Source organism: Streptomyces sp. NPDC004752, assembly GCF_053601275.1.
In genome coordinates this window covers 1-19,608 of record NZ_JBSGBN010000164.1, presented here as the reverse complement: position 1 = coordinate 19,608, position 19,608 = coordinate 1, and the positions used below count along the sequence as shown (strand labels likewise).

General features: G+C 71.2%; 18 protein-coding genes and 2 pseudogenes. 10 read left to right on the top strand and 10 right to left on the bottom strand.

Annotated elements, in window-relative coordinates:
* Together ACWEKM_RS40975 and mscL are read left to right on the top strand one after the other, a co-directional pair.
* On the top strand, positions 1-399 hold a 399-nt coding region (locus ACWEKM_RS40975; RefSeq protein WP_451626382.1), incomplete at its 5' end, for a hypothetical protein.
* A gap of 138 nt (positions 400-537) precedes the next feature.
* On the top strand, positions 538-996 hold the full coding sequence (mscL, locus tag ACWEKM_RS40970) for a large conductance mechanosensitive channel protein MscL (protein WP_451626381.1): 459 nt from the start codon (positions 538-540) through the stop codon (positions 994-996).
* A gap of 19 nt (positions 997-1,015) precedes the next feature.
* On the opposite strand, the gene ACWEKM_RS40965 is transcribed toward mscL, so the two are convergent.
* Positions 1,016-1,186 (bottom strand): hypothetical protein, encoded by a 171-nt coding sequence (locus ACWEKM_RS40965; RefSeq protein ID WP_451626380.1) that lies wholly within the window; start codon positions 1,184-1,186, stop codon positions 1,016-1,018.
* Between the two features lie 163 nt (positions 1,187-1,349).
* Between ACWEKM_RS40965 and ACWEKM_RS40960 the strand changes: the two genes are divergently transcribed.
* The 4 genes from ACWEKM_RS40960 (at position 1,350) to ACWEKM_RS40945 (ending at position 6,159) form a co-directional block, all read left to right on the top strand.
* Entirely contained in the window at positions 1,350-2,591 is a 1,242-nt protein-coding gene (locus ACWEKM_RS40960) for a low temperature requirement protein A (RefSeq protein ID WP_451626379.1), read from the top strand.
* A gap of 171 nt (positions 2,592-2,762) precedes the next feature.
* On the top strand, positions 2,763-3,791 hold the full coding sequence (locus tag ACWEKM_RS40955; protein ID WP_451626378.1) for a P1 family peptidase: 1,029 nt from the start codon (positions 2,763-2,765) through the stop codon (positions 3,789-3,791).
* A gap of 227 nt (positions 3,792-4,018) precedes the next feature.
* Positions 4,019-5,236 carry a L,D-transpeptidase gene (locus ACWEKM_RS40950; protein ID WP_451626377.1) on the top strand — a complete coding sequence of 406 codons (1,218 nt, stop codon included), beginning with the start codon at positions 4,019-4,021 and terminating at the stop codon, positions 5,234-5,236.
* A gap of 176 nt (positions 5,237-5,412) precedes the next feature.
* A complete protein-coding gene (locus ACWEKM_RS40945) occupies positions 5,413-6,159 on the top strand; it encodes a DUF6227 family protein (RefSeq protein WP_451626376.1) in 747 nt (248 codons plus the stop codon).
* Positions 6,160-6,219: 60 nt separating this feature from the next.
* Here the strand turns inward: ACWEKM_RS40945 and ACWEKM_RS40940 are convergent, their stop codons facing one another.
* From ACWEKM_RS40940 to ACWEKM_RS40930, 3 genes and pseudogenes are all read right to left on the bottom strand, one after another.
* A complete protein-coding gene (locus ACWEKM_RS40940; RefSeq protein ID WP_451626375.1) occupies positions 6,220-6,471 on the bottom strand; it encodes a hypothetical protein in 252 nt (83 codons plus the stop codon).
* Positions 6,472-6,664: 193 nt separating this feature from the next.
* Positions 6,665-7,425, bottom strand: a pseudogene (locus ACWEKM_RS40935) (DeoR/GlpR family DNA-binding transcription regulator).
* A 363-nt stretch (positions 7,426-7,788) separates the two neighbouring features.
* On the bottom strand, positions 7,789-9,222 hold the full coding sequence (locus ACWEKM_RS40930) for an MFS transporter (protein WP_451626383.1): 1,434 nt from the start codon (positions 9,220-9,222) through the stop codon (positions 7,789-7,791).
* 268 nt (positions 9,223-9,490) lie between these two features.
* Between ACWEKM_RS40930 and ACWEKM_RS40925 the strand changes: the two genes are divergently transcribed.
* Complete coding sequence (locus ACWEKM_RS40925) at positions 9,491-10,453, top strand: helix-turn-helix transcriptional regulator (RefSeq protein ID WP_451626374.1); 963 nt, start codon at positions 9,491-9,493, stop codon at positions 10,451-10,453.
* Between the two features lie 188 nt (positions 10,454-10,641).
* On the opposite strand, the gene ACWEKM_RS40920 is transcribed toward ACWEKM_RS40925, so the two are convergent.
* Positions 10,642-11,379 (bottom strand): TetR/AcrR family transcriptional regulator, encoded by a 738-nt coding sequence (locus tag ACWEKM_RS40920; RefSeq protein ID WP_451626373.1) that lies wholly within the window; start codon positions 11,377-11,379, stop codon positions 10,642-10,644.
* Between the two features lie 518 nt (positions 11,380-11,897).
* Entirely contained in the window at positions 11,898-12,896 is a 999-nt protein-coding gene (locus ACWEKM_RS40915; RefSeq protein WP_451626372.1) for a sigma-70 family RNA polymerase sigma factor, read from the bottom strand.
* 248 nt (positions 12,897-13,144) lie between these two features.
* On the opposite strand from ACWEKM_RS40915, the gene ACWEKM_RS40910 reads away from it, so the two are divergent.
* The gene (locus ACWEKM_RS40910) at positions 13,145-13,663 is read left to right on the top strand and encodes an N-acetyltransferase family protein (RefSeq protein ID WP_451626371.1); all 519 of its coding nucleotides are present in this window, start codon (positions 13,145-13,147) and stop codon (positions 13,661-13,663) included.
* Positions 13,664-13,712: 49 nt separating this feature from the next.
* Here ACWEKM_RS40910 and ACWEKM_RS40905 read toward each other — a convergent pair whose 3' ends face one another.
* Positions 13,713-14,504, bottom strand: a complete 792-nt coding sequence (locus ACWEKM_RS40905) for a dioxygenase family protein (protein ID WP_451626370.1) — start codon at positions 14,502-14,504, stop codon at positions 13,713-13,715.
* Positions 14,505-14,661: 157 nt separating this feature from the next.
* Here ACWEKM_RS40905 and ACWEKM_RS40900 point away from each other — a divergent pair, with 157 nt between their 5' ends.
* Positions 14,662-15,171: a MarR family winged helix-turn-helix transcriptional regulator gene (locus tag ACWEKM_RS40900; RefSeq protein ID WP_451626369.1), complete on the top strand. Its 510-nt coding sequence runs from the start codon at positions 14,662-14,664 to the stop codon at positions 15,169-15,171.
* A gap of 179 nt (positions 15,172-15,350) precedes the next feature.
* Here ACWEKM_RS40900 and ACWEKM_RS40895 read toward each other — a convergent pair whose 3' ends face one another.
* Positions 15,351-16,877, bottom strand: coding sequence for an MFS transporter (locus tag ACWEKM_RS40895; RefSeq protein ID WP_451626368.1), 1,527 nt, complete (start codon positions 16,875-16,877; stop codon positions 15,351-15,353).
* 218 nt (positions 16,878-17,095) lie between these two features.
* Complete coding sequence (locus ACWEKM_RS40890) at positions 17,096-17,740, bottom strand: TetR/AcrR family transcriptional regulator (RefSeq protein ID WP_451626367.1); 645 nt, start codon at positions 17,738-17,740, stop codon at positions 17,096-17,098.
* Between the two features lie 323 nt (positions 17,741-18,063).
* On the opposite strand from ACWEKM_RS40890, the gene ACWEKM_RS40885 reads away from it, so the two are divergent.
* On the top strand, positions 18,064-19,353 hold the full coding sequence (locus ACWEKM_RS40885; protein WP_451626366.1) for a M6 family metalloprotease domain-containing protein: 1,290 nt from the start codon (positions 18,064-18,066) through the stop codon (positions 19,351-19,353).
* Positions 19,354-19,426: 73 nt separating this feature from the next.
* Here ACWEKM_RS40885 and ACWEKM_RS40880 read toward each other — a convergent pair.
* Positions 19,427-19,608 (bottom strand): annotated as a pseudogene (locus ACWEKM_RS40880) (DUF4232 domain-containing protein); the annotation flags it as partial.

Genomic DNA, 19,608 nt, shown 5'->3' with positions numbered 1-19,608 from the left:
GCCGGCCTCGCCGTCACCGCCGCCGCGCTCGTCGCGGCCGGACCGCGCGCCGCGACGGATCCGCACCGCGCCGAGCCGGCCCGCGGCCACCCCGCGGTCGAGCCCATGCGACGGCCCGGGACGGTCGAGGTCGTGACGGCGCCGGTGCGGATCGCCGACGCCGCCACCGTCCGGCTGCTACGGCCCGGTGACCGGGTCGACGTCATCGCCGCACAGGATCCCGCCACGGGCGGCGAGGCCCGAGTGATCGCGCGCGGGGCGCGGGTGACGAGACTGCCGGAACCCCTCGGCGGCGCCGCGGAGAGCGGGGCACTCGTCCTGCTCTCGGTGCCGCGTGCCACGGCGGCGCGCCTCGTGGGAACAAGCGCGACAGCACGACTGGCGGTGACGCTGTGCTGAACCACTGCGGACATTGTCTTGACGACACGCTGTCAAGTCCCTCGTTCGAGGGAAGAAATTGGACAGGATGGCCGCATGGTGCCGTAGGTTGCGGAGCGTTTTGTTCCACACCCTGTGCGCACGAGGAGAGTCCCCGAGGTGAGCGAGAAGAAGGAACCGAGCATCTGGCAAGGCTTCAAGACCTTCCTGATGCGCGGCAACGTCGTCGACCTGGCGGTCGCGGTGGTCATCGGCGCGGCCTTCACGAACATCGTCAACTCGGTGGTGAAGGGCATCATCAACCCGCTGGTCGGAGCGATCGGCACACAGAACCTCGACCACTACAGCTCATGCCTCAGCTCGTCATGCACAGGCACGAACGGCATCCAGCTGATGTGGGGCTCCGTCCTCGGCGCCGCACTGAGCTTCGTGATCACCGCCGCGGTGGTCTACTTCCTGATGGTGCTGCCCATGGCGAAGTACCTGGCCCGGGTGGAGGCCCGCAGGAAGGCGAGGGAGAGCACGCAGGAGGTCATCGAGGTGACCGAGCTGGAGGTGCTCAAGGAGATCCGCGACGCGCTGGTCGCGCAGCGCGGCTCGGGCCACGAACAGCGGTAGCGGTCTCGCGGGGTCCGCTTCAGAGGTGGTGGGGCGGCTTCTCTTCGAGGAAGCGCTTCAGGTCGGCGGCGCCGTCGCCGGCCTCGCCCCAGCCGCGGTCCGTGTCGTCCGAGGACTGCTGGCTGAGCGGATCGTCGAAGACGAGCGCGGCCTTGGGGGCGCGCGGCTCGGGGGCGGGGGCGGTGCTCATGCGTCAAGAGTACGGCCCCGGGTCGGCCGGGCCCCGCGGAGTGGGCCGCGCCCACCGGCCCGGACGGCATCCGACCCGGCCTTTCCCTGCGCATTCCGGACCCCTGCGCGCTTGTGAACCGCCTCACAAGATTTCGGTGAGATTTTCTGCTGTGCTGAGAGGCATGACGCCGAGTTCCGCTTCTCCGCCCGCCTCCGCGGGTGCTCCGCACACGCCCCATTCACTCCGTCGGCTCACCGCCCGAGGACGTGGCGAGCCGCACCGCGTGGCCACGCCGCTTGAACTCTTCTTCGACCTGTGTTTCGTCGTGGCCGTCGCGCAGGCGGGCGTCGAACTGGTGCACGCGGTGGTGGAGGGGCACGCGGGCAACGGCATCCTGAACTACGCGATGCTGTTCTTCGCGATCTGGTGGGCCTGGATGAACTTCACGTGGTTCGCCTCGGCGTACGACAACGACGACCTGCTCTACCGCGTCGTCACCCTCGTCCAGATCGCCGGTGTCCTGGTCCTGGCCTCGGGGGTCTCCCGGGCGTTCGAGCATCATGAATACTTCGCGGTCTGGCTCGGCTACGCGATCATGCGGCTGGCGATGGTCTCGCAGTGGCTGCGGGCCGCGAGAGGTACCGAGGGCGCGGAGAGGACCACGGCACTCAGATACGCCGGCGGCGTGGCGCTCTGCCAGATCGGCTGGCTCGGGCTGGTGGTCCTGCCGACTCCCGCGCGCCCCTGGGTGTTCCTGGTGATGGCGATCATGGAACTGTGCGTGCCGCTGTACGCGGAGCGGCACCACGGCACCGCCTGGCATCCGCACCACATCGCCGAGCGGTACGGGCTGTTCACGATCATCGTGCTCGGCGAGACGATCGCCGCGGCCACGGTCGCCGTGAAGTCCGCCGGGGCCGAGCACGGCGCCCTCAGCACACTTCTGCCGATCGCGGCCGGCGGCCTGCTGATCGTCTTCTCGGCCTGGTGGATCTACTTCGCGGTGCCCATCCACGGGCATCTGCGCTCCAGCAGACAGGCGTTCCTGTGGGGCTACGGCCACTATGTGATCCTCGCCTCGGCTGCCGCGATCGGCGCCGGTATCGAAGTGGCGGTCGAGGAGGCGGTGGGCAAGGCGCACATCTCGACCCTGTCCGCCTCGGCGGCGGTCACCCTGCCCACGGCGCTCTATCTGCTGACGGTCTGGGCGCTGCACGCGCGTTACTTCAAGGCGGGCATCGCCCAGCAACTGGTACTGCCGGTCACGGCCCTGCTGGTGATCTGCTGCACCTTCCTGGGCCACTGGTCGGTGCTCGCGGCGGGCATCGTGGCCGCGCTGGCGGTGGTGGCCGAGGTCGCCCTCACCGCACGCACGATGCGCGACAACGGAAGGCGGGCGAAGCCAACCGTATCCACCACCTGACGCCCCGGACCGCGTCCACCTGACGCCCTGGGCTGCGTCCACCACCTGCCGTCCCGGGCCGCGTCACGTGCATCCGTCGACCAGCCCCGACCACACCCGTTCCGGCACCGCCCGATCGTGCCCGCCCGCAGTCTCGGTGCCCGGGCCCGGGCCCGGGGGAGACTGGCCGGCATGACAGTTGACGCATTGACGGACGTCGCCGGGCTTCGGGTGGGACACGCGACCCGCACCGGCGGTGGACTGCTCACCGGCACCACGGTCGTCCTCGCCCCGCAGGGCGGTGCCGTGGCCGCCGTGGACGTGCGTGGCGGCGGGCCCGGCACCAAGGAGACCGACGCCCTGGACCCGCGCAACCTGGTGCGCACGGTCGAGGCGGTCGTGCTCACCGGCGGCAGCGCGTACGGGCTCGACGCGGCCTCCGGTGTGATGGCCTGGCTGGAGGAACGCGGGCGCGGGGTGCGGGTCGGGGCGGATCCCGGGCATGTCGTGCCGGTGGTGCCCGCCGCCTGTGTCTTCGACCTCGGGCGGGGCGGCGACTTCCGGGCGCGACCGGACGCGGCCACGGGGCGCGCCGCGGTCGAGGCCGCCGCGGCGAGCGACTCCGGCTCACCGGTGGCCGAGGGGTGTGTGGGTGCCGGTACGGGCGCCGTGGTGGGGCAACTCAAGGGCGGGGTCGGCACCGCGAGCACGCTCCTCGGCTCGGGGATCACGGTGGCCGCGCTGGTGGTCGCCAACGCCGCGGGATCGGCGCTGGATCCGCGGACGGGCGTGCTGTACGGGGAGTTGTTCCAGGGGCCGGTGACATATCCGGAGGCACACATCCACGAGGCCGCCGGCCGACGCCTGTCCGAGGCCGCCGCGAGGAACCAGACACCGCCGCTCAACACCACACTGGCCGTGGTCGCCACCGACGCGGATCTCTCGAAGGCGCAGGCGCAGAAGGTGGCGGGCACCACTCACGACGGCATCGCGCGGGCCGTGCGGCCGGTGCACCTGCTCAACGACGGCGACACGGTGTTCGCGCTGGCCACGGGAGAGCGTCCGCTCGACGCCGGGAATCCGCTCGCGCTCAACGAGATCCTCGCGGCCGGTGCCGACGTCGTGACGCGCGCGATCGTGCGGGCCCTGCGGGCCGCCGAGCCGGTGGCCGGACCGGGCGGAGTGTGGCCGTCGTACGAGGAGTTGTACGGCGCGCGGTGAGCGGCGCAAGGCGGGGCGGGCGAGGCAGCGCCAGGCGGGGCGGCGCCAGTCAGGGAGGCGCGAGGCGGCGCGGTGATCGTCGGTGGCGCCGCCGCGGCCCCGTTCTGTCCCGGTTCTGTCACATGACGGCGTTCCCGGGCGCCGGAGGGAACCCACCCTCGTGCGTCCCCCCTCTTTCTTCACGCACTGGAGCGGATCACGCACAACACACCACCATGGAGCAGCCCGTGACAAGGCCGGACATCGCAGCGCGGCGCGTACTGGGGGCCTGTGCCGCCCTGTTGGTCGGCGCCCTCACCCTGACCGCGTGCGGCGGCAGCGCCGACGCCAAGGAGCATGAGGGGAAGGGCGGCGACTCCCCTACGACATCGACGGCGAGGATAGCGATCTCGGCCAAGGACGGTTCGACCGACGCGTCCATCAACACCACCGGCGTGCAGGTCAGTGACGGCAGGCTGACCGACGTGAAGATGACCGTGGCGGGGTCGGGGCAGGCCGTGCCGGGTGCGATATCGGCGAACGGCCACGCCTGGAAGCCGAAGGAGCAGTTGGAGCGCGGGACCAAGTACGAGATAGCGGCGACCGCGAAGGACGCCGGGGGGCGCACGGCCGCGGCCAACTCCATCTTCACCACGGTCACGACGGCGAACAGCTTCGTCGGGACGTACACGCCGGACGACGGGACCACGGTCGGCGTGGGCATGCCGGTGTCGTTCACCTTCGACAAGGCGATCAGCGACACCAAGGCCGTGCAGTCGCGCATCGCCGTCACCTCCAGCACCGGTCAGCAGGTGGTGGGGCACTGGTTCGGGGCGCAGCGGCTCGACTTCCGGCCCCAGGAGTACTGGAAGGCCGGCTCCAAGGTCACGGTGAAGATCGACCTGGACGGGGTCGAGGGCGCCAAGGGCGTCTACGGGGTGCAGAAGAAGACCGTGACGTTCACCGTCGGGCGCTCGCAGGTCTCCACGGTCGACGTCGACAAGCAGACCATGACGGTGGTGCGGGACGGCAAGCCGCTGAGGACGGTGCCGATCTCGGCGGGCAGCCCACAGCACACGACGTACAACGGGCAGATGGTGATCTCCGAGAAGTTCGTGCAGACGCGCATGAACGGCTCGACGGTCGGCTTCGGCGGCGAGTACGACATCCCGGACGTGCCGCACGCGATGCGGCTGACGACGTCGGGCACGTTCGTCCACGGCAACTACTGGTACAACCGGGCCGATCCGCCCTTCGGCCGCCAGGGCACCAGCCACGGCTGCGTGGGCCTCGCCGATGTGCAGGGTGCGCAGGGGGACACGACCGCCAAGTGGTTCTACGACAACTCGCTCGTCGGGGACGTCGTGATCGTCAAGAACTCGCCGGACCGTACCGTCTCCCCCGACAACGGGCTCAACGGCTGGAACCTGCCGTGGAGCCAGTGGACCGCGGGCGGCGCCGCCTGAGCAAGGAAGTACCGCCCGACCGGCGGATTTTGACGGGACGTAGGGCCGCACGGGAACTTTCCCGGCGGCCCGCGCGTTTTCCCGGCGTACGTTTTCTCGGTTCCCGGACATGATGTCCGTTCGAGGGGCTACGGTATGCACCCACAAGGTGACATGCAGCAACGCCGGGAGAAGCCTTGAGCGTTCCGTACGAGACGGCTGCGCACGAAGCAGCCGAGTCGCCCGAGTCTCCGGAGGAGCACCTCGCGCGACTCCTCGGCCGCGCCCTGAACTCCTTCGAACTGCCCGACGAGGCGATACAGCGGCTCGACTGCGCGCTGGCGCACGACAGTTCGCTGCACTCCGCCCATCACAGCGCCGGCCTGCACCGGGAGACGTACCGGCACACCTGGCTGCTCACGGACGGCTCCGCGGTCACGCTCTGGGAGCTGGTGCACAACACCGCGCCCGGCAGCGAGCCACAGCACGAGGTGTACGCGGACGAGGAGGAGCTGCACGCCGCCACCGCCCGGCTGCCGCTGCCGCCGGACGACCCGGACTTCGAACTGCCCGTGCTGGTCCAGTTGCCTCCGGTCCCCGCGCCGCGGCACACCTACGTACCGGACGACTCCGCGGACCACGCGCGCCGACTGCTGCGCCGAGCGGAGAACGCGGACCGGCCGGACTCGGAGACGGCCGCGCTGCTCGCGGCGGCGTTCGCGCACCAGATCTCCCAGGTCTTCGGCCGCCCGGGGCGGGCCGGCCGGGCAAGACCCGGCTTCGCGCTCTACGAGCACGCGTTCCTGCTGCGCGACGGCAGCGAACTCTCCCTGTGGGAGGTCGAGCACACGGCGACGCCGGACGGGCGCCATATGTGCGAGGTGTACGCCACGGAGGACGCGGCCCGCGCCGCCATGGAACGCCGGGCGGCCCGCCGGACTTGAGCGACCTGAGCGACTTGAACGGCCCAGGCTCCGGGCTCCGGCACGGCCGCCCGGCCCTCGTCAGCGGCGGCCGAGCCGCCGCACCAGGCCCGCGAACGCGTCCTGTTCCGCCGGGGTCAGTTCGACGGCTTCCACGGAGGGGGCCGTCTGACGCTGGCGCGGAAGTCCGGGCAGGGCGTGCCCCGAACGCCCGGCGGCACTTCCGGAGCGGGCCCTGCGCAACAGGAGCACCAGCACGGCCGTCCAGGCGACCGCCGCCAGAACCAGCAGGGTCACGCCCAGCATCGCGAGGATCGAGACGTCGTCAGGCATGCACCCCAGTAGACACCACGGTTCGGACCTTACGTCCCGGACCGTGATCTATCTCGCAGGTTCCTTAAATCACCCACAACACATCAAACGGGCGGGTGTGCCTGTGCCGTCGACAGACCAGGTAGGTCTGAGCACATCACCAAGCCGAAGGTCGTCATCAGGCCGGGCAGACCGCCCTGGGGGGCGGTGCGGATCATGCGCGTACCACTTCCGTGCCGCCGCGCTCGATGGCGGTGGCGTCTTCGGGACTCAGCCCGCTGTCGGTGATCAGCAGGTCCACGTCGCTCAGGTCGCCGAAGCGGGCGAAGCGCTCCTGGCCGTGCTTGCCGGAGTCGGCGAGCAGGACCACGCGGCGGGCCGCGGCGACCGCCGCCCGCTTGACCGCCGCCTCGGCGAGATCGGGGCTGGTCAGACCGTGCTCGGCGGAGAAGCCGTCGGCGGCGACGAACAGCAGGTCGGCGCGGATCTCGCCGTAGGCGCGCAGCGCCCAGGCGTCCACGGCGGCGCGGGTACGGTGCCGTACCCGCCCGCCGACCAGATGGAGCTGGATGCCCGGAGGTCGGCGAGGCGCGCCGCGATCGGCAGGCTGCGCGTGACGACCGTGAGCTGCGCCTCCAACGGGATGGCCGCGGCGAGCCGGGCCACCGTGGTGCCGGCGTCGAGGATGAGCGTGCCCTCGGTCGGCAGTTCGGCGAGGGCCGCCTTGGCGATGCGGTCGTTCTCGTCGGCGGCCGTGGGCTCGCGCTCGGCGAGGTCCGGCTCGAAGTCGAGGCGTCCGGCCGGGATGGCGCCGCCGTGCACCCGGCGGACCAGTCCAGCCCGGTCGAGGACCTTCAGGTCGCGGCGGATCGTCTCGGCGGCGACCTGGAACTCCTCGGCCAGCGACACCACGTCGACCCGGCCGCCCTCCCGGGCGAGCCGGAGGATCTCCTGCTGCCGCTCCGGTGCGTACATGCCCGTCCGCCTCCGACCGTGCCCGAAGATGTGGTTTCGCCTGGAGGCTACGCCCGGATCGCCGGAAAATAGACCGGATATCAGAACAATAGACAGGTTCAGACTTCATTCGGGCATGACCGGACTTCCGCCGGGAGCCCATGACTCGGACTTGGCGACCGGGCCTGCGGCCCTACCGGGGGTGCTCACGGCACCCGGCAGGGGAGTTCACGGCCCGCGGCGGATATGTCACTGCGCGCGACGGAGTGTCACTGCGCGCGGCTGAGGTGTGCACGGCATACGGCTGGGGTGTCGCGGCACGCGGAAGGACCCGGCGCCGCGAAAGGCACCGGGTCCTTGTCGGGAAGGACGCCCCGCGGGCGTTCACGGCAGGAGGTCCGGCTCCTTCTGCACCGGGAGAGCCGGCTCGGCACCCTCCACGTGCTGCGCCGGCCGCCGCGGCAGCGCGAACATCAGCAGGAAGATGACGCCCAGGACGGCGGCCACCCAGCCCAGCGCGTGCTGGAAGGCGTTCACGAAGGCCGGGCCCACCTGGGCGGGGGTCAGTCCGTCGTCGATCACCCCGAAGAACACCACCGACACCAGGCCGAGGCCGAGCGCGTTGCCCATCTGCTGAACGGTGTTGATCAGCCCGGAGGCCGAGCCGGCATGCTCGCGCGGCACCTCCGAGAGGACGGCGTCCGTCAGCGGGGCGACGATCAGGCCCATGCCGACGCCCATGACGACCAGCGGCAGCGCCATCTGCCAGGCGGCGATGCCAAGGCCGTACCGCTCGGACTCCGCGAGGTAGAGCAGCACGCCCAGCGCCATCAGCAGCGCGCCCGCCTGGAGCACCCCGCGGCCGAAGCGCGGCACCAGCTTCTGGACCGAGAGGCCGGCCGCGGTGGAGACGGCGATCGAGAAGGGCACACCGGTCAGGCCGGCCCGCAGTGGGCTCCAGCCCAGGCCCGTCTGCATATACAGCGTCCACACCAGGAAGAAGACGCCGAGCGCGATCCCGAAGACGGTCTGCACCGCGATGCCCGCCGCGAAGCTCTTCACCCTGAACAGCGACAGTTCGACCAGCGGTGAGCCGTCCCGCGCGCCCTTGCGCCGCTCGTACGCCACCAGCGCCGCGAAGACGAAGAGCGCACCGACCATCGACAGGTGACCCCACAGCGGCCAGCCCAGCTCACGGCCGCGGGTGAGCGGGTAGAGCAGCATCAGCAGGCCGAGGGTGACCAGGGCGACGCCGACCAGGTCCAGCTTGAGGGCGCGCGGGGCGCGTGACTCCGTGATGAACCGCCGCCCGAGCAGGAAGGCCACGACACCGACCGGCAGGTTGATCAGGAAGATGGGCCGCCACTCCAGGCCGAACAGGTTCCACTCGGTCAGCAGCGCGCCGAGGAGCGGGCCGGACACGGCGCCGAGCCCGACGATCGCGCCGAAGAGTCCGAAGACCTTGCCGCGCTCGCGTGCCGGAAAGGTGGCGTGCACGATCGACAGGACCTGCGGCACCATCAGCGCCGCCATCGCGCCCTGGAGGATGCGGGAGGCGACCAGCATCTCCGGGTTCACGGCGAAGCCGCACAGCGCGGACGCGAGGGTGAAGCCGCCGATGCCGACGAGGAAGAGCCGTTTGCGGCCGTGGATGTCGCCGAGGCGTCCGCCGGTGATCAGGCCGGCCGCGAAGGCCAGGGCGTAACCGGCGGTTATCCACTGGATCTGGCTGAAGGAGGCGCCGGCGTCCCGCTGGATGGACGGGATCGCGATGTTGACGATCGTGACGTCGACCAGGTCCATGAAGGCCGCGGTCATCACGATCGCCAGCGCATACCAGCGGCGACGGCCGCCCGCGGCAGGCTGAGCAAGGGTTTGGGCGGCGGTCTGCTCGGTGCTTTGGGCGGCGGGCTGCACGGTGGTTTGTGCGGCGTTCCGGGCGGTCGGCCGTGCGGAGGGGTGGGGCTCGGTGGAGGTCATGCGGAAGAAGCTAGGAGGCCAGTAGGCCAGAAAGTGTCCTAGTTCTGCGGCATGCTCGCAGACATGACGGCGGCGCACCGACGGCGCCGACGACCGCGGAGGACTCATGACGACGGACACCCCGGCCCGGCTCCTTCAGCTGCTCTCCCTCCTCCAGACGCCCCGCGAGTGGCCCGGCGCCGAACTGGCCGAGCGGCTCGGGGTGTCCCGTCGTACGGTCCGCCGGGACATCGACCGGCTGCGGGAGCTGGGCTATCCGGTGCAGGCGACCATGGGCGCGGACGGCGGGTATCGGCTGGTGGCGGGCAAGGCGATGCCGCCGCTCGTGCTCGACGACGAGGAGGCGGTGGCGATCGCGGTCGGGCTGCGGGCCGGGGCCGGGCACGCGGTGGCGGGCGTGGACGAGGCGTCGGTGCGCGCGCTGGCCAAGCTGGAACAGGTGTTGCCGTCCCGGCTGCGCCACCGGGTCTCCACCCTGCAATCCGCGACGACCCCGCTGACCAGTGGGGACGGGGCGAGCATCGCGCCGGAGACGCTGACCGTGATGGCGGCGGCGGTCGCCGGGCGGGAGCGGCTGCGGTTCGCGTATCGGGCCGGGGACGGGTCGCAGTCGCGGCGGCTGACGGAGCCGTACCGGCTGGTGTCGACCGGGCGGCGCTGGTACCTCGTCGCCTACGACCTCGACCGGGACGACTGGCGCACGTTCCGGGTCGACCGGGTCCGCGAGCCGTTCGCGACCGGGACGCGGTTCGCTCCGCGGGAGCTGCCGACGGGCGATGCGGCGGAGTATCTGCGGCGGTCGATCCAGCGGCGGCAGGAGACGTACGGGTTCGTGGTCGCCTTCGCCGCGCCCGCGAACGTCGTCGCTCCACGCCTGCCCGCCTGGCTCGGCACACCGGAGCCGACCGACGGGCAGGGCTGTGTCGTACGCGGCACCAGCGGCGACCCCGTGGAGTGGCTCGCGCTGCGGCTGGCCCTCGCCGGGCCCGAGTTCACCGTCCAGGAGCCGCCTGAACTCATCGAGTGCGTACGGGAGTTGGCGGGCCGACTCGCTCGCGCCGCGGGCTGAACCGGACACGGACACCACTCGCCGGCCCCGAACGGCCCGAGCGGCCCGGACCGTCGCCCCGAGCGACCCTGGACCGCCGACCCCGGACGGCCCGAGCGGCCCGGACCACCAGCGGATGCCTACAGCAGCCAGCCGATGCACGCCGTCAGCCGGAGCAGGCAGTCAGCCCGAGCAGGCCGCCGGTCAGGCTAGGCCGTCGGCCACGGGAATCCGCGCAGCGCGCGGAGGTTGCGCAGGGCGAGCGCCGCCGGTCCCTCCTCACCCGCCGCCCCCGCCGAACCCGCGGCCCACGACTCAACGGCCACCCGCACCGCCACACTCGCCACCGCCGCGCCGAAACGGAGCTCCGGCGAGACCGAAGAGACCGGGACGCCGCCCGGGGCGCCGGGACCGGCATCGGGACCGGCATCGGCGGCCGACAGGCCCAACCGTGCCTCCAGGACGTCCGCCAGTGTTCGTTCCGTCGCCTGGCACACCTCGGCCCACACCCGGCGCAGCGCGGGGCTGGCGTGGGTGAGGCGGACGAGGGTGCGGACCCACTCCCAGGAGGCGGCGGAGACTGCAGTGCCGGGAGTGAGGACGTGCCGGGCGGCGTGTTCCAGTGCCGCGGGCAGTGGGAGGTCCGCCGGGGCGGCGCGGACGGCTTCCGCCCAGCGCCGGGCGCCCGCCGCGTAGAGCGGGGCGACGGCCTCCTCCTTGGTGGCGAAGTACCGGTAGAAGGTGCGCGGGGCGATGCCGGCGGCCTCGGCGATGTCCTCGGCGCGGGTGGCCCGCAGTCCCCGGCGGGCGAAGAGGCGGGCCGCCGCGCGGGCGATCTCCATACGGGTCTCCGCCTTGCGCCGCTCGGTCAGCGAAGCGGAAGCAGCTCCCGTCAGGCCGGAAATTACCTGCTCGGGGCCGGGCTCGGTGGGGCTGGCGCTGCTCACGTCGGCAGGCTATGCCCATGTGGCAGAATCTGCCATCCGGTGGGTCACCCCGTGGTTCAGGTACGGGGTGACCCACCGGCGTGCCCCACCGGCCCGCCCTACCGGCCTGCCCCGCCGGAGGCGACGAGAACGGCGGGATGGACGGAACGAAACGGAACGAGACAACACGGAACGACACGGAATGAGAGAAAGCCGGGCTCCGGCGCCCGGGGGGATAGGCGCCGAAGCCCGGCTCTGGGGAGGTCCCGGCGCTGGGGGGGAGTGCGTCGGGACATGGCTCAAGGGATCGTGTGCGGCCGCCGGGGGTGCGGGCCGGGCCCGATCCCCAACTCCTGGGCCCGGAGGGTTTGTTCCCGGGGTTCGGGGAGTTGAAGCGACGGTACACAGCCATGTTTGCGCGGTCTTCCGCCACCCGGCGCACGCGGGATGTGACGGCCGCACGGCGCCTGACGCGAAGGAGCCGCGCGCGCCCCGCACGTCCGGCTCCCGTCGCTCACCGGGCCTCGTGAGCGCGTCGCTCACGCGGCCGCGTCGAACCCGGTCTGGCGGGCCAGCTTCTTCAGTTCCAGCAACGCGTGCTTCTCGATCTGACGGATGCGCTCACGCGTCAGACCGTGCTCCTTGCCGACCTCGGTCAGCGTGCGCTCCCGGCCGTCCTCGATGCCGTAGCGCATCTTGATGATGGAGGCCGTGCGCTGGTCGAGGCGGCCGATCAGCTCGTCGAGCCCCTCGCTGCGCAGCAGCGTGAGGACGGACTGCTCGGGCGAGACCGCCGAGGTGTCCTCCAGCAGGTCGCCGAACTGGGTCTCGCCCTCGTCGTCCACCGACATGTTCAGCGAGACCGGGTCACGGGCCCAGTCGAGCACGTCGGTGATGCGCTCCGCCGTGGAACCCAGCTCGGTGGCGATCTCCGCGGGCTCGGGGTCGCGGCCGTTCTCCCGGTTGAACTCGCGCTGCACCCGTCGGATCCGGCCCAGTTCCTCGACCAGGTGGACGGGCAGGCGGATGGTGCGGGACTGGTCCGCGATCGAGCGGGTGATCGCCTGGCGGATCCACCAGGTGGCGTAGGTCGAGAACTTGAAGCCCTTGCGGTAGTCGAACTTCTCGACCGCGCGCACCAGGCCGGCGTTGCCCTCCTGGATCAGGTCCAGCAGGGGCAGGCCACTGCGCGGGTAGCGCCGGGCGACGGCCACGACCAGGCGCAGGTTGGACCGGATGAAGATGTCCTTGGCCCGCTCACCCGCGGCGACCAGGGCCTGGAGTTCCTCGCGGGTGGCATCCGTGCGGGACTCCTCCTCGCCGTCGAGGACCTGTCGTGCGAACACACCCGCCTCTATGGTCTGGGACAGCTCGACTTCCTTGGCGGCGTCGAGCAGCGGCGTACGCGCGATCTCATCGAGGTACATGCCGACGAGGTCGCGGTCCGCGATCTCGCCGCCACGGGCGCGAACACTGCTTGCCGAGTGGGCCGTCTTGCCGGAGGCGGACTGACGGCGGGCGACGGCACGGGTTGCCATGCGTGCTCCCTTTCACATCGGGGTCTCCCGGTCCGGCCGGAGCCGGGAACTCGGGAGAGGGCTGGCGGGTTGTCCTGGCGGAAGCTCAGCACTCGGAGAGATCCTCGGACTCTCCTTGAACTCCTCGGACTCTCGTTGAGTGCCCCGCATCCGATGGAAACAACGACTGGAATCCGGACAGAATTCCCAACCCGCCCCCCAGTTTTTCTGATCATGCAGTACCCTGTGCCGCCACAGGAGGTGACCGGATGCCGTCGGAACGCACAGAGGTGCAGGTCAGGCCGGGGGTCGAGGGCGACCTCGACGCCCTCACGGACCTCTACAACCACTACGTACGCGAGACGCCGATCACCTTCGATACCGCGATCTTCACTCCGGAAGAGCGACGTCCTTGGTTGCTCTCCCACCCGGAAGACGGCCCGCACCGTCTGATGGTTGCCGTGGACGCGGACTCTCAGGAAATTCTGGGCTACGCCACATCCAGCGCTTACCGTCCGAAGCCCGCGTACGGCACCTCGGTGGAGACCACGGTGTACGTCGCCCCGCACGCCGGCCGCCGCGGTATCGGCACACTGCTCTACAAGGCGCTCTTCGAGGCCCTGGCCGGGGAGGACCTGCACCGTGCCTATGCGGGCATCGCCCAGCCGAACACGGCGTCGACGCGGCTGCACGAGCGCTTCGGCTTCCGCCGCGTCGGCACCTACCGCGAGGTGGGCCGCAAGTTCGGCCGCTACTGGGACGTGACCTGGTACGAGAAGGAGCTGTGAGCCCTCCGGGAGGACGGCGGCGTCCGCGCCCGGAGGGCCGTCGCGACGGTCAGCCGAACTGGACCGACCGCTTCGCCATTCCCAGCCAGAACCCGTCGATCACCGACTTCGGCGCGGCCGGCCCGTCGCCGTCGTCCGCCGCGCCCAGGGTCACGAACAGCGGGGCGAAGTGCTCGGTGCGGGGATGGGCGTAGCGGCCGGCCGGGGCCTTGTCGAGGAAGTCGAGCAGCGCGTCCCAGTCGCGGGCCTCAAGGGCCCGGCGGCCCCAGTCGTCGAACTCGGACGACCAGGCGGGAACCCCGCCTCCGGTGTGGCGCAGCGCGGCCAGGTTGTGGGTGAAGAATCCGGAGCCGACGATCAGCACGCCCTCGTCGCGCAGCGGCGCCAGCCTGCGGCCGATCTCCATCAGGCGCACCGGGTCGAGGGTCGGCATGGAGATCTGCAGGACGGGGATGTCGGCCGCGGGGAACATCTCGACGAGCGGGACGTACGCGCCGTGGTCGAGGCCGCGGTCCGGGATGTCCTGGACCGGCGTGCCGGGGGCGCGCAGCAGCTTGCGCACCGACTCGGCCAGCTCCGGGGCGCCGGGGGCCGCGTAGGTGACCTGGTAGTAGTGCTCGGGGAAGCCCCAGAAGTCGTACACGAGGGGGACGGTCCGGACGGCGCCGAGGGCGAGCGGCGCCTCCTCCCAGTGGGCGGAGACCATGAGGACGGCCTTGGGGCGCGGCAGGTCGGCGGACCAGGCGGCGAGCTGGCCGGGCCAGATCGGGTCGTCGGCGAGCGGCGGGGCGCCGTGGCTCAGATAGAGGGCGGGCATGCGCTCCTGCGCGGCGGCGGACATGACGGCGGCTCCCTCCGGTGGACCGGGCGGCATGGCGACCCGAGTCCAGCTGCTGTGAACAGTTCCTTCAAGCAGTTGCTTTAAGTCTCAAGCTATCCCCTCAAACGGTACGCCCGACTTGTTCAATTTTCAAGGAGATTCCTCGTACAGTGGACCCATGAACACGGCATCCGGCTCCACCCCGCGGCACCGCTGGCTCACCGACGGGGAACAGCGCGTGTGGCGCTCGTACCTGCACGCCACCACCCTGCTGGAGGATCACCTCGACCGCCAGCTTCAGCGTGACGCGGGCATGCCGCACATCTACTACGGACTGCTCGTCCAGCTCGCCGAGGCCCCGCGCCGCCGACTGCGGATGACCGAGCTGGCCATGAAGGCGAAGATCACCCGCTCCCGTCTCTCGCACGCCGTCGCCCGCCTGGAGAAGAACGGCTGGCTGCGCCGCGAGAACTGCCCCGCCGACAAGCGCGGCCAGTTCGCGGTGCTGACCGAGGCGGGCCAGGAGGTGCTGCGGCGCACCGCGCCGGGCCATGTGGCGGCCGTACGCCAGTCGCTGTTCGAGCGGCTGACCCCCGAGCAGCAGAAGGCCCTCGGCGAGATCATGGAGATCGTCGCCGAGGGCCTTCAGCCGAACGAGGCGGGTGCGGACCTGCCCTGGCTCCGCTGAGCCGCTCACCCCGGGAGCCGGGGCAGGTCCCGGACCTCACCCGGCGAACCGAGCAGGTCCCGGACGTCGTACGCGCGCGGCGTCCCCTTCCGCGCCCGCACGACGGGTGCCGAGCGACAGACGCCAAGTGGCGGCTGCCGAGCGACAGATGCTGCGGGTACCCCGGTGACCCCGGTGCCTCAGTGGGCGATCACCGGCACCGCCGCATCGTCCTCGACGCCCTCACCGGCGGCCGCCGTGCCGCCGCCCGGTCGGCCGGCGTTGACGAGGGTCAGGGCGAGGGCCGCGGCGACCACCAGGATGCCGACGGCGAACCAGATGGCGTTGGTGTAGCCCTCCACCATGCCCTGGAGCTGGACCAGCTGCCGCTGCCGCCCGGTGGCCGCGGTCGCGATGTGGTCCTTGATGTACGAGGTGGTCGCGGAGGCGGCGATCGTGTTCAGCAGGGCCGTGCCGATCGCGCCACCCACCTGCTGCGAGGTGTTGACCATCGCGGAGGCGACACCCGCGTCCCGCGGCTGGACGCCCTGCGTGGCCAGCGACATGGCTGGCATGAACGCCGTACCCATGCCGAGGCCGAGCAGCACCATCGCGGGCAGCACCAGCGAGGCGTACGTGGAGTCCATCTCCAGCTGGGCCAGCAGGAACATGCCCACCGCGGCGACCAGGAAGCCCGGACCCATCAGCAGCCGGGGCGCGACCCGGGTCATCAGGCGGGTACCGATCTGCGTGGAACCGGTGATCATGCCCGCGACCATCGGCAGGAAGGCGAACCCGCTCTGGATCGGCGAGTAGCCCTTGACGACCTGGAGGTAGTAGGTGAGGAACAGGAAGGTGCCGAACATCGCGATGATCGCAAGACCCAGCGAGAGGTAGACGCCGCCGCGGTTGCGGTCGGTGATCACGCGCAGCGGCAGCAGCGGGGCCTTGACCCGGGCCTCGGTGACCACGAAGGCCAGCAGCAGCACCGCCGACGCGACGAACAGCGCGATCGTCGACGAGTCGCCCCAGCCGTCGGACTCGGCACGGGTGAAGCCGTAGACCAGCGAGACCAGACCCAGGGTGGACAGGATCACGCCGGGGATGTCGAGCGGGGAGCGGTTGCGGCTGCCCTCCGGCTCACGGATGACGAAGTAGGCACCGGCCGCCGCGATGACCGCGAACGGGATGTTGACGAAGAACGTCCAGCGCCAGTCAAGGTACTCGGTGAGCACGCCGCCGAGGATGAAGCCGACGGCGCCGCCGCCACCGGCGATCGCGCCATAGATGCCGAACGCCTTGGCGCGCTCCCGGGCGTCCGTGAACATCACGGCGAGCAGGGACAGCGCGGCGGGCGCGAGCAGGGCGCCGAAGACACCCTGGAGGGCGCGGGCGCCGAACATCATCGCGCCACTGGTCGCCGCGCCGCCGAGCGCGGAGGCGGCGGCGAAACCGACCAGACCTATGACGAAGGCGCGCTTGCGGCCCCACAGGTCGGCGACCCGGCCGCCGAACAGGAGGAGTCCGCCGAACGCCAGCGCGTAGGCCGTGACGACCCACTGCCGGTTGCCGTCGGAGATGCCCAGGTCCTGCTGGGCGGAGGGCAGGGCGATGTTCACGATGGTGGCGTCGAGGACCACCATCAGCTGGGCGAGCGCGATGAAGACGAGCGCTTTCCAGCGATTGGCGTCGGGGACGCCGAAAGCCTTGGAGGCTGTTTCAGACATGGGGGTACCCATCTCGGGACTTCGGGACTTCTTGGCCTTCGGGAGGGAAGACCGGGACGTCGTGACGGAACAGGTGAGCAGGAGGTGCAGGAGGTGAGTGGTAAGGAGTGAAGGGCGTGGCGGTCGTAACGGTCGTGGCGATCGTGGTGGTCGTAAAGGGTGTGGCGGCCGTGACGGCCGTTGCGAGGTAGGACCGGTCTACGGCCCGGAACTGAGCGTCAGACCTGGCGCAGATCCTCCATGGTCACCGCCGCACCCGGCAGGGCGGAGCGGGCCGGGGCCCGCAGCCCGTCCAGGAACAGCTGAAGATGCCGGTGGACGAAGCGGTCCACGCTGAGGCAGCCGAGGCCGGCCGGCGGCCGGGACAGCTGGGCCACGGCGACCATGACGTCGCCGACGCCCACGTCCGGCCGGAGCTGGCCTGCCGTCCTGGCCCGGTCCATGACCTCGCCGACGAGAACCTCGGTGCGCTCCCGCGCGGCCTTCAGATCGGGGTGGTTCTTGTCGAAGGTGCTGGAGACCATCGGGCACAGCGCGCTGATCCGCTCGTCCGCCGCGACGTGCACGAAACGCTCCAGCGCCTCGAAGGCGTCCCCGGTCTCCGCGAGCGCCTGCTCGGCCGCCTGCACCATATGGTCCACCACCGAGCAGACGACCTCGCGTACGAGCGCGTCGCGGTCGGGGAAGTTGCGGTACAGCGTGGCGTTGCCGACGCCGGCCCGGCGGGCGACGTCGTCGAGCGGCACATGCGGGCCGTGCTCGACGAACATCTCCCGGGCGGCGTTGACGATCCGCTCCCGGTTGCGCAGGGCGTCGGCGCGGGGCCTGGATGCCTTGCGCTGCACGGCGGTCGCGGTCTGCACGGCGTACTCCTCGGTCGGCTTGACGGGCCTACTCGGCTTGCCCGGCTTGGACGGGTTCGCTCGACTTGATCGACTTGATCGACTTGGCTTGCGGAATCCGGGGAAGGGCTCCCCGATTCCGCTCGGACACAGGTCTAAACGGGGAGATGGTCCCCGGTTATTTCCCGCCCACAGGAAGAATTCATATGACGTGACTCACACTCCTACCGCGAAGAAACCCACGATCGGGCTCCTCCAGCGCGCGCTCCGCGCCCTGTCGACACAGGGTGATCGCAAGGGTGCAGCCGGAGACCGGCGGCTGCCATGGAGCGAAAGGGCCCTGCATGCAGCCGCAGCCGCTCGCCCGTCGGATACGCTCGCGGCGCGTGGCCGCTCTCGCGTCCGTGACCGCCCTGACCCTGGCGGTCAGCACCTCCGCCGGGACCGGACGCCTCACACCGGGCCCCACCGCCGCAGGAGCCGGCTCCGTCGCCGGGCTGAGCCGCGCCGCCGCCCTCATCCCGTGCCTCATCAACGGCGCCCGCGAGGTCCAGATGACGGAGGGCGTCCCCACCCCCGGCGGCTACTCCCGCTCCACCGGCACCGTCCGCGCACTGACCGTGATGGTCGACTTCCCCGACGCACCCGGCGAGGGCGACGCCCTCGACCGCTTCCATGAGTTCTTCCCGGAGACCCAGGACTGGTTCCATACCGCGTCCTACGGCCGTCTCGACTACCGCGCCGAGACCCCCATCCCGACCTGGCTGCGGATGCCGAAGGCATTCAAGGACTACGGCATAGAGCGCGGCGCCCCCTTCGATCCCGGCTACCGCCAACTGGTCCAGGACATCGTGACCGCCGCCGACCCGACCGTGGACTTCCGGGACTACGACCTCCTGAACGTGCTGGTCAGCCCCGACGCCGGCCCCTCCGCCCTGGACACGGTGCTGTCGGTGACCTTCGCCGGCAACGGCGACGCCCCCAAAGCCGACGGGGTCCCCGTCGCCAACGCGTCCTTCGTCTACTCCCGTCAGGACGACGGCTCCGGCTCCTACACCCGCACCGGCTACCGCGTACTCCCCCACGAGAACGGCCACGTCTTCGGCCTGCCCGACCTGTACACCCAGGACGGCGGCGGCTCGGTCGGCCACTGGGACATCATGAGCGAGGACTGGGGCGCCAACAACGACCTGCTCGGCTGGCACAAGTGGAAGCTGGGCTGGCTGGAAACGGACCAGGTGAGCTGCGCGGCCACCCCGGGCACCAAGGAGTACACGCTGTCCCCGCTGTCCCGGCCCGGCGGCCACAAGCTCATCTTCGTCCCGCTCACCGCGCACACCGGCTACGCCCTCGAACTACGCACCTCCGGCGGCAACGACGAGGCCGTGTGCCATCCCGGTGTCCTCATCTACAAGGTCGACGCGACCGTCGACACCGGCCGCGGACCCATCACGGTGTACGACGCCCACCGCGACAGCGGCGGCTGCACCCGCAGCCCCAACGTCCACGCCGAACTCTCCGACGCCCCCTTCGGCCCGGGCGAAACCTTCAAGGACCCGCGCCGAAAGATCACGATCGAGGTGACATCCGAGGAACCCAACGGGGATGTCAAGGTCCGGGTGGCACGGGGGTAGGGGGCGGGGGACGGGACGGGGGCCTGCGGCTGGGCAGCCCCGCGAGGGGCGGCGCGGTCTCGGCGGGCATCTGTTACCAGTTGAGGGCGTCGTCCATGGACTGCTGCCAGTAGGTGACCGTGAGCGAGTCGTCGATGTAGACGCCCTTGGCGGGCAGTGACGGGTGGGCGCCGGTGCCGACGCTCTCGTTGCCGGAGGGGCCGTGGAAGTAGACGGTCAGGGAGTTCTCGGTGTGGCCGCCTGTGCCGCTGCCGT

Bases quoted from the DNA above. Each gene is read 5' to 3' on its own strand.
- ACWEKM_RS40930 (WP_451626383.1), bottom strand. From the start codon at position 9,222: ATGACCGCGGCCTTCATGGACCTGGTCGACGTCACGATCGTCAACATC.
- ACWEKM_RS40895 (WP_451626368.1), bottom strand. From the start codon at position 16,877: ATGTCTGAAACAGCCTCCAAGGCTTTCGGCGTCCCCGACGCCAATCGC.
- ACWEKM_RS40965 (WP_451626380.1), bottom strand. From the start codon at position 1,186: ATGAGCACCGCCCCCGCCCCCGAGCCGCGCGCCCCCAAGGCCGCGCTC.
- ACWEKM_RS40955 (WP_451626378.1), top strand. From the start codon at position 2,763: ATGACAGTTGACGCATTGACGGACGTCGCCGGGCTTCGGGTGGGACAC.
- ACWEKM_RS40915 (WP_451626372.1), bottom strand. From the start codon at position 12,896: ATGGCAACCCGTGCCGTCGCCCGCCGTCAGTCCGCCTCCGGCAAGACG.
- ACWEKM_RS40940 (WP_451626375.1), bottom strand. From the start codon at position 6,471: ATGCCTGACGACGTCTCGATCCTCGCGATGCTGGGCGTGACCCTGCTG.
- ACWEKM_RS40910 (WP_451626371.1), top strand. From the start codon at position 13,145: ATGCCGTCGGAACGCACAGAGGTGCAGGTCAGGCCGGGGGTCGAGGGC.
- ACWEKM_RS40885 (WP_451626366.1), top strand. From the start codon at position 18,064: ATGCAGCCGCAGCCGCTCGCCCGTCGGATACGCTCGCGGCGCGTGGCC.
- ACWEKM_RS40960 (WP_451626379.1), top strand. From the start codon at position 1,350: ATGACGCCGAGTTCCGCTTCTCCGCCCGCCTCCGCGGGTGCTCCGCAC.
- ACWEKM_RS40905 (WP_451626370.1), bottom strand. From the start codon at position 14,504: ATGTCCGCCGCCGCGCAGGAGCGCATGCCCGCCCTCTATCTGAGCCAC.
- ACWEKM_RS40925 (WP_451626374.1), top strand. From the start codon at position 9,491: ATGACGACGGACACCCCGGCCCGGCTCCTTCAGCTGCTCTCCCTCCTC.
- ACWEKM_RS40900 (WP_451626369.1), top strand. From the start codon at position 14,662: ATGAACACGGCATCCGGCTCCACCCCGCGGCACCGCTGGCTCACCGAC.